Annotated in this window: 9 protein-coding genes and 2 pseudogenes; 4 read left to right on the forward strand and 7 right to left on the reverse strand. The window is 64.3% G+C overall.

The window, feature by feature from the left end; genetic code table 11:
• Positions 1-38: 38 nt before the first annotated feature.
• Positions 39-533, forward strand: coding sequence for a hypothetical protein (locus NKH38_RS02795; RefSeq protein ID WP_155923739.1), 495 nt, complete (start codon positions 39-41; stop codon positions 531-533).
• A gap of 12 nt (positions 534-545) precedes the next feature.
• Here the strand turns inward: NKH38_RS02795 and NKH38_RS02800 are convergent.
• A pseudogene (locus NKH38_RS02800) lies at positions 546-1253 on the reverse strand (SOS response-associated peptidase).
• A 674-nt stretch (positions 1254-1927) separates the two neighbouring features.
• On the opposite strand from NKH38_RS02800, the pseudogene NKH38_RS02805 reads away from it, so the two are divergent.
• Positions 1928-2814 (forward strand): annotated as a pseudogene (locus NKH38_RS02805) (AraC family transcriptional regulator).
• Positions 2815-3134: 320 nt separating this feature from the next.
• Here the strand turns inward: NKH38_RS02805 and NKH38_RS02810 are convergent.
• Positions 3135-3929, reverse strand: a complete 795-nt coding sequence (locus NKH38_RS02810) for a FadR/GntR family transcriptional regulator (protein WP_352758950.1) — start codon at positions 3927-3929, stop codon at positions 3135-3137.
• Positions 3930-3932: 3 nt separating this feature from the next.
• On the reverse strand, positions 3933-5375 hold the full coding sequence (locus NKH38_RS02815; RefSeq protein ID WP_352758952.1) for an FAD-binding oxidoreductase: 1443 nt from the start codon (positions 5373-5375) through the stop codon (positions 3933-3935).
• Between the two features lie 157 nt (positions 5376-5532).
• Here NKH38_RS02815 and gloA point away from each other — a divergent pair, with 157 nt between their 5' ends.
• Entirely contained in the window at positions 5533-5943 is a 411-nt protein-coding gene (gene gloA, locus NKH38_RS02820) for a lactoylglutathione lyase (protein ID WP_019856614.1), read from the forward strand.
• Positions 5944-6017: 74 nt separating this feature from the next.
• On the opposite strand, the gene NKH38_RS02825 is transcribed toward gloA, so the two are convergent.
• The 4 genes from NKH38_RS02825 to NKH38_RS02840 form a co-directional block, all read right to left on the reverse strand.
• On the reverse strand, positions 6018-6986 hold the full coding sequence (locus NKH38_RS02825; RefSeq protein WP_352758956.1) for an ABC transporter permease: 969 nt from the start codon (positions 6984-6986) through the stop codon (positions 6018-6020).
• Between the two features lie 4 nt (positions 6987-6990).
• The gene (locus NKH38_RS02830) at positions 6991-8493 is read right to left on the reverse strand and encodes a sugar ABC transporter ATP-binding protein (RefSeq protein WP_352759294.1); all 1503 of its coding nucleotides are present in this window, start codon (positions 8491-8493) and stop codon (positions 6991-6993) included.
• A 5-nt stretch (positions 8494-8498) separates the two neighbouring features.
• Complete coding sequence (locus NKH38_RS02835) at positions 8499-9539, reverse strand: ABC transporter permease (protein WP_352534123.1); 1041 nt, start codon at positions 9537-9539, stop codon at positions 8499-8501.
• Positions 9540-9641: 102 nt separating this feature from the next.
• Positions 9642-10712 carry a sugar ABC transporter substrate-binding protein gene (locus NKH38_RS02840; RefSeq protein WP_352758959.1) on the reverse strand — a complete coding sequence of 357 codons (1071 nt, stop codon included), beginning with the start codon at positions 10710-10712 and terminating at the stop codon, positions 9642-9644.
• A 303-nt stretch (positions 10713-11015) separates the two neighbouring features.
• On the opposite strand from NKH38_RS02840, the gene NKH38_RS02845 reads away from it, so the two are divergent.
• Positions 11016-12611 carry a GMC family oxidoreductase gene (locus tag NKH38_RS02845; protein WP_352758961.1) on the forward strand — a complete coding sequence of 532 codons (1596 nt, stop codon included), beginning with the start codon at positions 11016-11018 and terminating at the stop codon, positions 12609-12611.
• Positions 12612-12969 lie beyond the last annotated feature (358 nt).

A 12969-nucleotide genomic window follows, 5' to 3' on the forward strand; every position in this document is an offset into this window, starting at 1 on the left:
CTCGCTCGTGGATTACGTGGATTGCAGGGACAGGGATCTTGGCGGCTATCGTCCTCGGGATTGCAGGCGGCCCCCTGGGGGAGTTTGGAAACTACCTTAAAGAACTGGGACGCAACTTCTTTTTCCCGCCATCGCAGGAAGTCAAAATAGACTTCAATGCCACCCGCGCCTGCTCACAAGGCAGGATGGTTGACCTCCGCAAGATGTTCGCAGACCCCAACACACCGCTTACCAACGGCGCTGACATGCTCACGATCTGCGATGTCGACTCTCTCCAGACCGTCCGCCCTAACCTACCGTACGAACTGTCGAGACGCTTCCCGGGATGCCTAGTCTGGCGGGGAAAGGAGAGTGGCGGCTTGATTATGGTGCGAAAGAGCGATGCCATTTGCGCCTTACCGGGCGGCACCAATTTCATGTGTGACGGCGCGAAGGCACGCCACTTTACAGGGACGAACACCATCGCAGATTCGGTTGACGCGGTGAAACCCTGTTCGGACGACACCCTGCGCCAATTTGGCTTTCGGTCCTGATCCCGCTTAGGCCTAAAACAGCGAGCCTTGAGCCGGCGCCGGCGGCGCTTGAGTGGGAAACTTGATCTGCGTGGCAGGCTTCTCGACAATCACAAGGGCATCGTCCGGTGCAGTGCGCTGCAGCCGCTTGGCCTCGGACCATGGCGCGGTCAGCCACGTCTCCGTCTCCTCTTGCGTCCTCAGGATCACCGGCATCGCCTTTTCGTGGATCGGCTTGATGAGAGCATTGGGCTCGGTGGTCATGAATCCGTAGAGCTCGAAGTCGCTGGGGCCGTCCTTGACCTTTCGCACCCCATGCCACGCCGTCCAGAGGCCAGCGAAGAAGAACAGCGGGCGCTCCTCATTGAGCGCGAACCAATAGTTCCGCTGGACGCCTGTCTCGGGGTCTTTGTCGCCGGGCGTTGGGCTGGGTTCTGCGAAGGTCGTAACCGGCACCACGCAGCGGTTCTCGACACCGACATACTGCTGCCAATGGCCATATTGCGGGTTGCGGATGTTGGTGGTGCCATAGTCCGCCTTGCCCTTCACCCGCTCGGCCGGCGTCGGCATACCCCAGAGCAACTTCGCCATCTCGCGCTGCCCGTCCGAGGCACTGCGGACCACGGGCCCAGGCATGTTGGGATATCAACTGATGGCTCAAGGTTGCCCAGAATGTCCCGAACGTCCGCGTCCACTGGCGGATGGCTCTTGAGACGTGGTGAGATTGTAGAGATTGCAAATGGCCACACTCTGCCGTGAGAGCATGCCGGCGACTAGCGGAGAAATTGTGCTGGCGTTTTCGGTTTTTGCCGCGAGTTGAACGGGGTGTCGCTGGCGGAGGCGCCCATGCGTGAGATGCGATAGTCTGACGCGCCAGCAGGCTAGTTTTCTCAATGGAAGTGGAAAAATGCGAAAACGCCTATTTGGCGCTGGAAAATTATGCGTTTGCGCATATTCATAGTGGCTGAGCGGATTCTTCCGCTTTGATACGACTTCCCCGGATGGCTCGGGGAAGAAGGCACCCGTAGCAGGGGTGCGCCATCCAGCGACGCCCGGTGGGGCGGGGTGTGAGCGCTTTTGCGGGCCGACTCACCCCTCCATCGCGCTGGAATGTCAATTGATCCTGATTTCATGACTCGGTGACAAGAGTCCCGGCCGAAAAACCGATTCGTTTCAAGGCTTTCTGGGGATAACGGGCCTGATCGGTGGAAAACCGGCCAAGGATTCCGACGAAACGGCTCAATGAGACCGTACACCGACTCCTTCATGGCACCGGCGGCGCCGGCCCCCTCGGCAGATCGGGCGCGCCTCTCGCCACCGCTGGCCGCACCCCTCCATCCATGCCAAACCGCAAGATCGGTCGAGCGCGACATCTCCAAGAGCGCCTATCTGGTGTCGCCACGCAGGACGAGACGATGAAGACGGCACTTGAAAACTACCATGCCCGGATGCAGCGGGTGCTGGACCACATCGACCAGCATCTGGACGGCGATCTGGGCCTGGAAGCGTTGAGCGGCGTCGCGGCGTTTTCGAAATTCCATTTCCACCGGCAGTTCACGTCTACCTTCGGGTTGTCCGTGCATCGCTATGTCCAACTCGCCCGCCTGAAGCGCGCTTCGTACCGGCTTGCCGAAAGCGACGCCCAAAGCGTGACCGACATAGCGATGGATTCCGGTTACGACGCACCGGATGCCTTCGCCCGCGCCTTTCGGCAACGGTTCGGACAATCGCCTTCGTCGTCCGGAAGTCTCCCGACTGGGGGGCGTGGCTCATGGCCTTCGGGCCGCTCGACAAAGCAAGGACCACGCTCATGCAGATAATCTTCGAACCCGCCGACGTCATGATCCGCGAGGTGCCGCCGACGCCGGTGGCGATCATGGAGCATCGCGGCGACCGGGCGACGCTCCAGGACACCATCCAACGCTTCATCGCCTGGCGCAAGGCGGCCGGCCTCTCGCCCGAGACAAGCCCGACCTTCAACATCTTCCGTTCCGAAAGGGAGCCGGCGAACCCGGCCGATTACAGCATGGATATCTGTGCCGGAACCGACCTGCCGGTAGAAGGCGGGCCGATCGAGGACGCGCAGATGAAGGCCGGCGTGATCCCCGGCGGACGCAGCGCGGTGCTGCGATATCCCGGCAACACCAACAATCTCGAGCCGGCAGCGCTCTACCTCTACCGCGAATGGCTTCCGGCCAGCGGCGAGGAGGCGCGCGACTTTCCGATCTATTGCCAGCGACACTTTTCGTCGAACGGACCGGTGCGCGAGGTGGTGCTTGAGCTGTTTTTGCCGCTGAAATAGCGCGTTGGGTGGCGGCCTATCTCCGGCCCTGAGCTGGTGAGCCGACGACCGAGTGAAATCTGATATGGCGCTCCCCCACTCCGTCTCGGCTTCGCCGAGCCACCTCTACCCCCACATTCGTGGGGGAGAGGAAACCCAAGCTTTTGAAGGGCTGCGATCTCGGAGATTGGCATTTCCTCATTCCCGATGAAATGGGGGGTCCGAAGGACGGGCGAGACCCGTGGCTCGCCCCGGCAAGGTGGCTCGGCGAAGCCGAGACGGAGTGGGGTCAGCGCCGCCATAGGCGATTGGCCCAGCGCGCGGACAAGGCAAGGCTATCCCTAAGCCTGCCCGCGCACAGCCTTCCGCAACCGCGAATGCCGCACCGGAGACGCTGCCTCGGGCCCCGGCGCTATCTCCGCAGCTTCCCCCTCATGCAACCCCACCCGCAACGCCGCACCCGCCAGGTGGTCGCGCATCGCCGCTTGCGCTCCTTCGGCGTCACCGGCATGGATCGCTCTCAGGATGCGCTCATGTTCGCCGAGCGTGATGCGGGCCATGTCGTCCGACTTTTGCTGGTTGCCGGCGGCCAGGATGCTTTCGCGCACGCGTTCGGACACGAAGACCAGGAACTGGCCCATGTAGCTGTTGCGGGTCGCCTCGGCGACAGTGCGGTGGAATTCGAGGTCGCTGCGCAGCCAGGCGACGCTGCCATAGGGGGCGGCGCGCATGCCGGACAGCGCATCGCCCATGGCTTTGAGATCGGCGTCGCTGCGCCGCTTGGCGGCAAGGGCCGCCGCCTGCACTTCGAGGATGCCGCGCAGTTCGAACAGATTGCGAAACGAGTCGGCGCGCTGCAGCGTCTCATGGTCGATGGTCAGTACCGTCGGGTTGGTGGTTTCGACGACGAAGGCGCCGCGCCCCTGCTGCGACCAGATGCGGCCTTCCGAGCGCAGCCGCGCGATAGCCTCGCGCACCACGTTGCGGCTGACCCCGAAAGTGGTTGCCAGCGCCGCCTCCGTCGGCAGCTGGTCACCCGGCTTCAGCCGGCCTTGCGCGATCTCGCGCGAGATGGAACTGGCCACCAGAGTGGAGAGGTGTGGGCCGCGATTGACCTTGTCGAGTTTCAGCGTCATCGCTCACCTATAGTCGACGGCGGGTGCGGACGCCAGAATGCGGCCGTTGCTGAGAATGTGGCGCGGGTCGAATGCGTCCTTGATGCCGGCGGCGAGGTCGAGCGTCACCGGATCGATGCGTTCGAGGAACGCCTTCTGCTTGACCCGGCCGATGCCGTGCTCGGCGCTGATAGAGCCGCCATAGCGATCGACGACGGTGAAGATCTCGGCTTCCGCCTGCTCGAACAGATGTTCCATCGCCTCGGTGCCCATGCCTTCCGGCGGCACGACGTTGAGGTGGATGTTGCCGTCGCCGACATGGCCGTAGGTGACGGCCAGCGCGTCGGGCCGGGCTTTCTCCAAGGCGGCCAGCGCATCGGTGACGAAATCGGCAAGCCTGGAGATCGGCACCGACACATCGGTGCGCAAGTAGCGGCCTCCCCTGCCCTGCCGCTCGACCATGATCTCGCGATAAAGCCACAGCCGCTCGCCCTGCGCCCTGGTCGAAGCGATGACGCCGTCCTCGACGATGTCCTCGACGCTGCCGAGAAAATCCAGAAGCATATTGGAGAGGTCGATCAGCCCGCCCGACGACACCTCGATCAGCACATAGACGGGATAGGGCTGGCTGAGCGGATCGGGAAAATCCTTGCCCTCGCGCATGGTGATCTCGATGCCGCCGCGCAGGATCAGCTCGAAGGCGGTGAGCAAATCGCTGCAATCGCGCCGCGACCTTGCATAGAGTGCCATCGCGTCCTCGACGGAGCGCAGGCCAACCAGCGTGGTTTCGATCTGCGTCGGCTTGGGGAATAGTTTCAGCGCCGCCGCGGTGACAATGCCGAGCGTGCCCTCCGAGCCGATGAAGATTTGCTTCAGATCATAGCCGCGATTGTCCTTGCGCAGCACTTTCAGCCCGTTCCAGATGCGGCCGTCGGCCAGCACCACTTCGAGGCCAAGCACCAGGTCGCGCGTCATCCCGTAGCGCAGCACGTTGAAGCCGCCGGCATTGGTGGCGACATTGCCGCCGATGCGGCAGCTGCCTTGCGCGCCGAAGGTGATCGGCAGCAGGCAGTCGCTCGCTTCGGCCGCGCGCTTGGCGTCCTCGAGGATGCAGCCGGCCTCGACCACAATGGCAAAGTCGATCGGGCTGATCGAACGGATACGGTTCATGCGCTCCAGCGAGATGACGATCTCGCCGCCATCCGCCGCCACTGCGGCGCCCACGAGCCCGGTCAGGCCGCCTTGCGGCACCACCGGAATGCGCTCGGCATGGCAGAACCGCATCAGCGCCGACATCTCCTCAACCGAAGAGGGCCGCGCCACGGCCAGCGGCCGGCCGAAATGATCGCCCGACCAATCGCGGCTGTAGCGCGCCAGATCCGCTTCCTCGGTCAGCAGCCCGCCATTCGGCAGCAGGCCGGCCAGGGCTGCGATCTGCGATCCGGAGGGCGGCGGCACGGCATTCATGGATTGGCTCTGGGCCCCTCGGCAAAACGACTGGACAAATACCTGCGTTGTCGTGTTATCATACAACCCTGATTGAGAACATCAAGCGAGGCTTGCCGCCAAGCGTTCGATGTGGATGATCAGACCCGCAAATCACAGAATTCGGAGGACTCCCCCAATGAGCGACGCCCCGGGCTTTCGCTATATGCACACCATGATCAGGGTGCTCGACCTTGACAAGTCGATCGCCTTCTACACCGAGGTGCTCGGCATGACCCTGCTGCGCCGCGACGACTACCCCGGCGGCAAGTTCACCAACGCCTTTGTCGGCTATGGCCCCGAGGACAAGGAAGCCGTCGTCGAGCTGACGCTGAACTGGGGCCGCGAAGAACCCTATGAGATCGGCACCGGCTTCGGCCATCTGGCGCTCGGCGTCAATGACATCTACGCCGTCTGCGCCGAACTGGAAAAGCGCGGCGCCAAGATCCCGCGCAAGCCCGGCCCGATGCAGCACGGCACCACCCACATCGCTTTCGTCGAAGACCCCGACGGCTACAAGATCGAGCTGATCGGCCTCGACACGATGTGATCCGATCGGGCCGGACCGCATCGGCCTCGCGCCGATGCGGTCCCGTCCTGTCCGCGCTTGCCCGGGAGGCGGGATCACTTGATGACCGCGATCTTGCTGCGGTCGATGGTGATGGCGACGGCGGCAATGAGCACCGCGCCGAACACCATGTTTTCCAAGAAAATATTGACGCCGACGAAGGTCATGCCGATGCGCACGATCGAGATGATCAGCGCGCCGACCGCCGTGCGGGCAACGCCGCCGAGCCCGCCGGTGATCGCCGTGCCGCCGACGATGACGGCGGCGATGGCCGGCAGCAGCAGCTGGTTGGCCAGCACCGGCGAACCGCTCGACAGCCTGGCTGCCAGCACGATGCCGGCGATGGCCGCGAGCATACCCGACGCGGCAAAGGCGATGATCTTGGTGCGGTCGACATTGATGCCCGCCGCCCACGCCGCCGGCTCGCCGGCGCCGACCGCAATCGCTTGGCGGCCGAAGCGCGTGTAGCGCAGCGCCAGAAAGGCGGCGATGCCGATCACCGCCGAAATCAGCACCACCACGGGAATGCCGGCGACAGTGGCGTTGATCCAGGCGGTGTTTTCGCGACCAGCCTCCTCGATGGTGATGGCGCGGCCGTTGGAGACCCATAGCGCAAGGCCGGTGACCACGCCGCCGGTGGCGAGTGTCGCGACGAAGGACGGCACGCGTAGCTTGACGTGAACGACGCCGCTCAACACGCCGAAGGCGAGCCCCGACAGGATCGCCACCGGAAAGGCGACAAGGCCGAGCGAAGGCAGCAATTGCGCCAGGATGACGCTGGCCAGCGATGCCACCGCCTGGATCGACAAATCGATGCCGCCAAGCAGGATGGCGAAGGTGACGCCGGTCGCCAGGATGAACAGCACGGCGGTGTTGGCAAACAAAAGCGCCACGGTCTCGCCGGTCAGGAAGCCGGGCGCGGCGATCTCGATGATCAAAAGCAGGCCGACAAGCAGCACCAGCGGAATGGCGCCTTGCGTCCACTTGCCTTCGAAAACCCGCCTGATGGAGAACGCTTCATTCATCGGCTCACACCATTGCCCTGAGAAGATCGACCTGGTTCGGCTTGTTGCCCGGACTGGCATCGAAGCGCGCGGTGATCTCGCCGTCGCGCATCACCAGCACCTGGTGCGACAGGCCGATCGTTTCCTCCAGCGTGTCGGAAATCAAAAGGATCGCCACGCCTTGCGCGGAGAGGTCGCGCACCAATTCGTAGACCTCTTCCTTGGCGCCGACATCGAGCCCGCGTGTGGGATGGTCGAGCACCAGGATGCGCGAGCCCGCCGTCATCCAGCGCGCCAGCACCACCTTCTGCTGGTTGCCGCCGCTGAGCTTGCGGCAGGCGGCATCGGGGCCGGGCGCCTTGATGCGCAGCCGCTTGATCCAGTCGGCGGCAAGCCGGCGCTCCTTGCCATAATCGATGGCGCCATGGCGCATGACGCTGGAGAGATCGGCCAGCGAAATGTTCTCCGCGATCGACAGGAACATCACCAGCCCTTCGAGCCGGCGCTCGCGCGGGACATAGCCGATGCCCTTGCGCACCGCCGGTTCCGGCGAGGAGAAGCGCACGACATCGCCGGCGATTTTCATCTCGCCCGCATCATGCTGGACGAAGCCGCCAACGGTGCGCGTCACCTCCTCCCGGCCGGAGCCGACGACGCCGGCAATGCCGACGATCTCGCCCGCTCTGATCGAGAGATCGACGCCGTGATAGAAACCGTTGGCGCCAAGCCCCTTGGCCTCGACCATCACGGTATCGCGCGGCGCCAGCTGGCGGGCCTCACGGTAATATTCGGCCTGCAGGCCGCGCCCGACCATGATCTCGTGCAGCTCCGGCGCGGTGACTTCAGCTGCGCGGTGCTCGGCGACGACCGCGCCGTCCTTCATCGTGTAGACACGGTCGGAGATGTTGAGCACCTCGTCGAGGCGGTGCGAGACGAACACAAAACTGGCGCGGGATTTAAGCGAGCGCACCCGCGCGAACAGCACCTCGATATCAGCGGCGTTGAGCACCGAGGTCGGCTCGTCGAGCAGGATGAGCAACTGCCGCTCGACCACTTCCTCCAAGGTCAGCGCCTTGGCGAGCTCGACCATCTGGCGTGCGGCGAAGGTGAGTTCGGAGGTGCGCGCGGTGACGTCGATGTCGATGCCGATCTTGGCCAGTTGCCGCCGCGCCGCCGCGTTCATGGCGCGCCAATTGACGAGGCCGAAGCGGGTGAAGCGGTCCTCTTCGCCGAGATAGATGTTTTCGGCAACCGTCAGGTTCAGCACCAGCGACTGCTCCTGGAACACCATGCCGATGCCATGCCTGGCCGCATCACGGGCGTTGCGCATGCGCAGCTGTTCGCCATCCAGCGTGAGCGAGCCGCCATCCGGCCGGTAGCCGCCGGCCAGCACCCGCATCAGCGTCGACTTGCCGGCGCCGTTCTCGCCGATCAGCCCGACAACTTCATTGGGCCGCACCTCGATGGAGACGTCGCGCAGCGCCTGGACGCCGGGGAAATTCTTGATGATGTTGGACGCCTGCAGCATGGCGTTCACTTGACGATTTTCAGGCGGACACGGTCGAGCGACAGCGCCACCGCGGCGATGATCATCAGACCCTGCACCGTCTGCTGGATGTAGGGCGAGATGCCGAGCAGGATCATGCCATTGGCAAGCACGGTGACGATCAGCACACCGATCAGCGTGTTGACGACGCCGCCCTCGCCGCCGGTCAAAGCGGTGCCGCCGACGACCACTGCGGTGACCGCTGCAAACAGCCTGCCGTCACCGATGACGGCGTGCGACTGGCCGAGCTGTGCCGCGGCCAGCACGCCGGCAATGCCGAAGAAGAACCCTGCCAGCGCAAAAGCGGTGATGCGCACGCGCACGACATTGACGCCGGAGAGCTTGGCGACATCCTCATCGCCGCCGATCGCCAATATGTGGCGGCCGAGCTTGGTGTGATACTGGATGACAGTGGCGAGCAGGAAGGCGCCGAACGCGACCCAGACCGCCACCGGCAGGCCGAGGAAACGGTGCAAGGCCAGGTCGCGGATCGAGGCGTCGTTCAGCTTGATGGCCGTGCCGCCCAGCATATAGACCGACAGGCCGAGGCCGATGAACCACATGCCGAGCGTGCCCATGAAGGACGGGATGCGCAGCATGGTCTGGACGAGACCGCTGACGAAGCCCATGGCGGTGCCGGCGGCGATGGCAGCGAGCACCGCCCACCAGCCATAGTCGTTACCGTTGCCGTCATTGGCGGCGAGCAGCACAAGCACCATTGCCGCCACCGAAAGCGTGCCTTCGACTGCGAGGTCGATGCTGCCCATCAGGATGATGAAGGTCAGCCCCATCGCCAGCGTCAGCGGCACGGCGGCGGAATTCGCAAGACGCACCAGATTGCGCAGCTCGATGAAATTGGGGTTGGCAATGGCGATGAGTACGCAGAGTACAATCAGCACCGCCAGCGGCGCCAGGCTGCGCCAGCGCCTGCCGCCCAGGAATGTCGCGATACGGCCGGGGAACGATGTCATAGGCGTCGTCCGCTCGATGTCCGAAACGGACTTCAGGGGTTCTGTATGGATTGTCAAGAAACCGCTTCCCGTCTGCTGGTGACAGCCGTCGCGACAAGGGGATCGCGACGGCTGCGGGAGGAAGCGGGCCGCCAGGGAGTTGCAGCCCACTCCGATGGATCAGGTGCGGATTGCTCCGGTGACCCGGCCCCACAGATCGTTCCAGTCGATCTCGGGCTTCGCATCGACATTGGTCTTGTAATATTCCTCGACATTGTCGTGCGAGATCAGCACCGCCTTGCCGGAGAACTCACGGTGCTCCGCGGGCTCCTTGGTTGGGTCGAACTTGCCGATCTTGGCGTTGTAGCCGATGGCCAGACCCATGCCGCCCTGCCAGAACGGATCCGAAGTGACGGTGCAGGCGAACTCGCCGGTGCGCACCGCATCGACCGCCGTCTTGATGCCGTCGACGCCGACGATCGGCACCTTGCCGGCGAGATTTTCGGCACGCAGCGCTTCCAGAGCGCCCGAGCCCATATCGTCATTGGCCGCCCAGATGCCCTTGATGTCGTCGCCGAAGCGGGTGAGCAGATTGCCCATCAGGTCGAAGGCTTCGGTCGACTTCCAGTTGGCGACCTGGAAGTCGAGCAGCTTGATGTCCGGGTTGGCAGCAAGGGCTGCGTCGAGGCCCTTCTTGCGCTCGATCGCCGCCGTGGTCGAGATCAGGCCGCCGAGCGCTACGATGCCGCCCTTGCCGCCAATGGTCTTGAACAGGATCTCGGCGATGGTCTTGCCGCTGTCGATGCCGTCGAACTCGATATGCGAGACATAGTTCGGGTTGAAATCCTTCGGGTGCAGATCCCCAGGCTTGTTCCACTGCGTCACCACATAGGCGCCGGCCTTGGCGCAGGCCTCGACGATCGGGCGCGCATCGGGCGTGTCGTTGGGATCGGAATTCAGCACCATGTTGCCGCCGGTCTTGGCCAGCATCGCCTTGATGTCGGCAATGCCCTTCTCGCTGTTGCCTTCCGAAACCAGCGTGACGTGTTCCAGCCCGGCCCATTCGGCATACGCTTCGGCGCCGGTCTTCCACACCGCGTGATAGGGGTTGGACAGCGAGCGGATCGACGTCACCAGAGTCGGCTTGTCCTGCGCGCGCAGCACGCTCGGCATGGCGAGTGCCGCCACGCCGGCGGTGGCGCCCATCATCAGCGTGCGCCGGTTGACCGCAAAATTCTTCGTGTCGTTCATACCTCGAAACCTCCCGATTGAATTCTGTTCCGCCCGGCATCTTGCGCGTGGAGCGCGGCCGGGACCTCCTGGTGAGGATCGTCAAGCTCCTCCACTTGTACGACAACCCTTCAACACGATAACCATACCCTTTCTCTTGACGCGGCACAAGCGACTTGAGATCGTCGCGCGCAAGAGGAAGGGGCGGTGATTTCATCGCCCGCCGGAGCATGATCCCTAGAAGTGGGAACCGGTTTTCTCGGACGATCGGGAAACCGTTTTGTCCGGAGATCATGCTCCAACAAAGAGAACCCGGGAGTGGAAATGACGGATTACATCATTGTCGGCGGCGGTTCGGCTGGCTGCATTCTGGCCGCCCGGCTGAGCGAGGACCCAGACGTGTCCGTAGTGCTGCTCGAGGCCGGTCCGCCCGACACCGACCGCTACATCCATTTGCCGGTCGGCTTCTTCAAGATGACGTCGGGGCCGCTGATCTGGGGTTATGACACCGCCCCCGGCAAGGAGATCGACGGCCGCACCATGGTCTATCCGCAGGCCCGCGTGCTGGGCGGCGGCTCCTCGATCAACGCCCAGGTGTTCACCCGCGGTTGCCCTGAGGATTATGACGGCTGGGCGACTGAGAATGGCTGTGCCGGCTGGAGCTATGCCGACGTGCTGCCCTACTTCGTCCGCTCCGAGGGCAACGACACTTTTGCCGATGCGCAGCACGGCACTGACGGCCCGCTCGGCGTCTCCAGCGGCGCGCCGCATCCGCTGACCCGCATCTTCGTCAAGGCGGCGCAGCAGGCGGGCCTTCCTTTCCGCGCCGACTTCAACGCCGGTGAGCAGGCGGGCGCCGGCTTCTACCAGACGACGACGCGTCGGGGGAAACGCTCGAGCACGGCGGTCGCCTATCTGAAGCCGGCGCTCGGCCGCAAGAAACTGACGCTACGCACCGACGCCTCGGTCAGCCACATCGTGGTCGAGAACGGCCGCGCCATCGGTGTAGAGATCATCGTCAATGGCCGCACCGAACTGCTCCGCGCCGAGCGCGAAGTCATCGTCGCCGCCGGCGCCATCGGCTCGCCGAAATTGCTGATGCTGTCCGGCATCGGCCCGGCCGTGCATCTCGGCCATCACGGCATCGAGGTGGTCCACGATTCCAAAAACGTCGGCCAGAATCTGCACGATCACATGGACGTCGATGTCGTCGCCGAGCTCAACGGACCGCATGGCATCGACCGTTACAAGAAGAAGCGCTGGCAAGCGGTCGCCGGTCTTGAATATGCGCTGTTCGGCAAGGGGCCGGTGGCCTCCAACATCGTCGAGGCCGGCGGCTTCTGGTGGGGCGACCGCGCGGAGAAGACGCCGGACATCCAGTTCCATTTCCTGCCCGGCGCCGGCGTCGAGGAAGGCATCGGCTCGGTTCCCGGCGGCAATGGCTGCACGCTGAACTCCTACCATGTGCGCCCGCGTTCGCGCGGCAGCGTCACGCTCAAGTCCGCGGACCTGCGCGATGCGCCCATCATCGACCCCAACCCGTTCGCCGAGCGCTATGATCTCGAACGCGCCATCGACGGCATCGAGATCAGCCGCGAAATCCTGTCGCAGCCAGCCTTCGCCAGATACATCAGCCGCGAGCATCTGCCCGGCAAGGCGATGCAGGGGCGCTCAGCACTCGAAGCCTTCGCCCGAGAACATGGCCGCAGCGCCTATCACCCAGTCGGCACCTGCCGGATGGGCGGCGATGCCGACAGCGTCGTCGATCCCGAGTTGCGCGTGCGCGGTCTGCAAGGCCTGCGTGTCTGCGACAGCTCGGTCATGCCGAGCATCGTGTCGTCGAACACCAACGCCGCCGTGGTCATGATTGCGGAGAAGGCTGCGGATCTGATTGCGGGGCGAACGCTGCCGGTGGCGTAAGCAGGACAATCGCATGTGGTGGCGCCATGCGATTGCCCTGCCTTGAGCACCTGTCGCTGAGCGCATAGCACTCGAACCGCACTAAAAACGACAGCCTCCCGCAGCGCCTTCAACCGACGCTTGCGCAACCCACCAACCGACCGGAAACCCCCGGTTGCGGGCTCGTTGCCGACGCCGGCGCGGGGATGTGAAAGCGCTTTTGCGCCAGTCCGCGATCACACCATATGAACCGATCCAAGCTCTGCTAGCTTGTGGGCGTGGGACGTGTCCCGCTTTGGCCGGTGCTTCAGGCAACCCCATCCCAACCCCCCGCCCCCTGCGGTACCGGCCATCCCCCCCCCTTTTGGCGGGCTTCTCG

It is taken from the genome of Mesorhizobium sp. M1078, from assembly GCF_040318615.1.
Classification (GTDB): domain Bacteria; phylum Pseudomonadota; class Alphaproteobacteria; order Rhizobiales; family Rhizobiaceae; genus Mesorhizobium.

Excerpts from the sequence above, each read along its gene's own strand:
- NKH38_RS02810 (WP_352758950.1), bottom strand. The coding sequence starts at position 3,929 with ATGACGCTGAAACTCGACAAGGTCAATCGCGGCCCACACCTCTCCACT.
- NKH38_RS02815 (WP_352758952.1), bottom strand. The coding sequence starts at position 5,375 with ATGAATGCCGTGCCGCCGCCCTCCGGATCGCAGATCGCAGCCCTGGCC.
- gloA (WP_019856614.1), top strand. The coding sequence starts at position 5,533 with ATGAGCGACGCCCCGGGCTTTCGCTATATGCACACCATGATCAGGGTG.
- NKH38_RS02825 (WP_352758956.1), bottom strand. The coding sequence starts at position 6,986 with ATGAATGAAGCGTTCTCCATCAGGCGGGTTTTCGAAGGCAAGTGGACG.
- NKH38_RS02830 (WP_352759294.1), bottom strand. The coding sequence starts at position 8,493 with ATGCTGCAGGCGTCCAACATCATCAAGAATTTCCCCGGCGTCCAGGCG.
- NKH38_RS02840 (WP_352758959.1), bottom strand. The coding sequence starts at position 10,712 with ATGAACGACACGAAGAATTTTGCGGTCAACCGGCGCACGCTGATGATG.
- NKH38_RS02845 (WP_352758961.1), top strand. The coding sequence starts at position 11,016 with ATGACGGATTACATCATTGTCGGCGGCGGTTCGGCTGGCTGCATTCTG.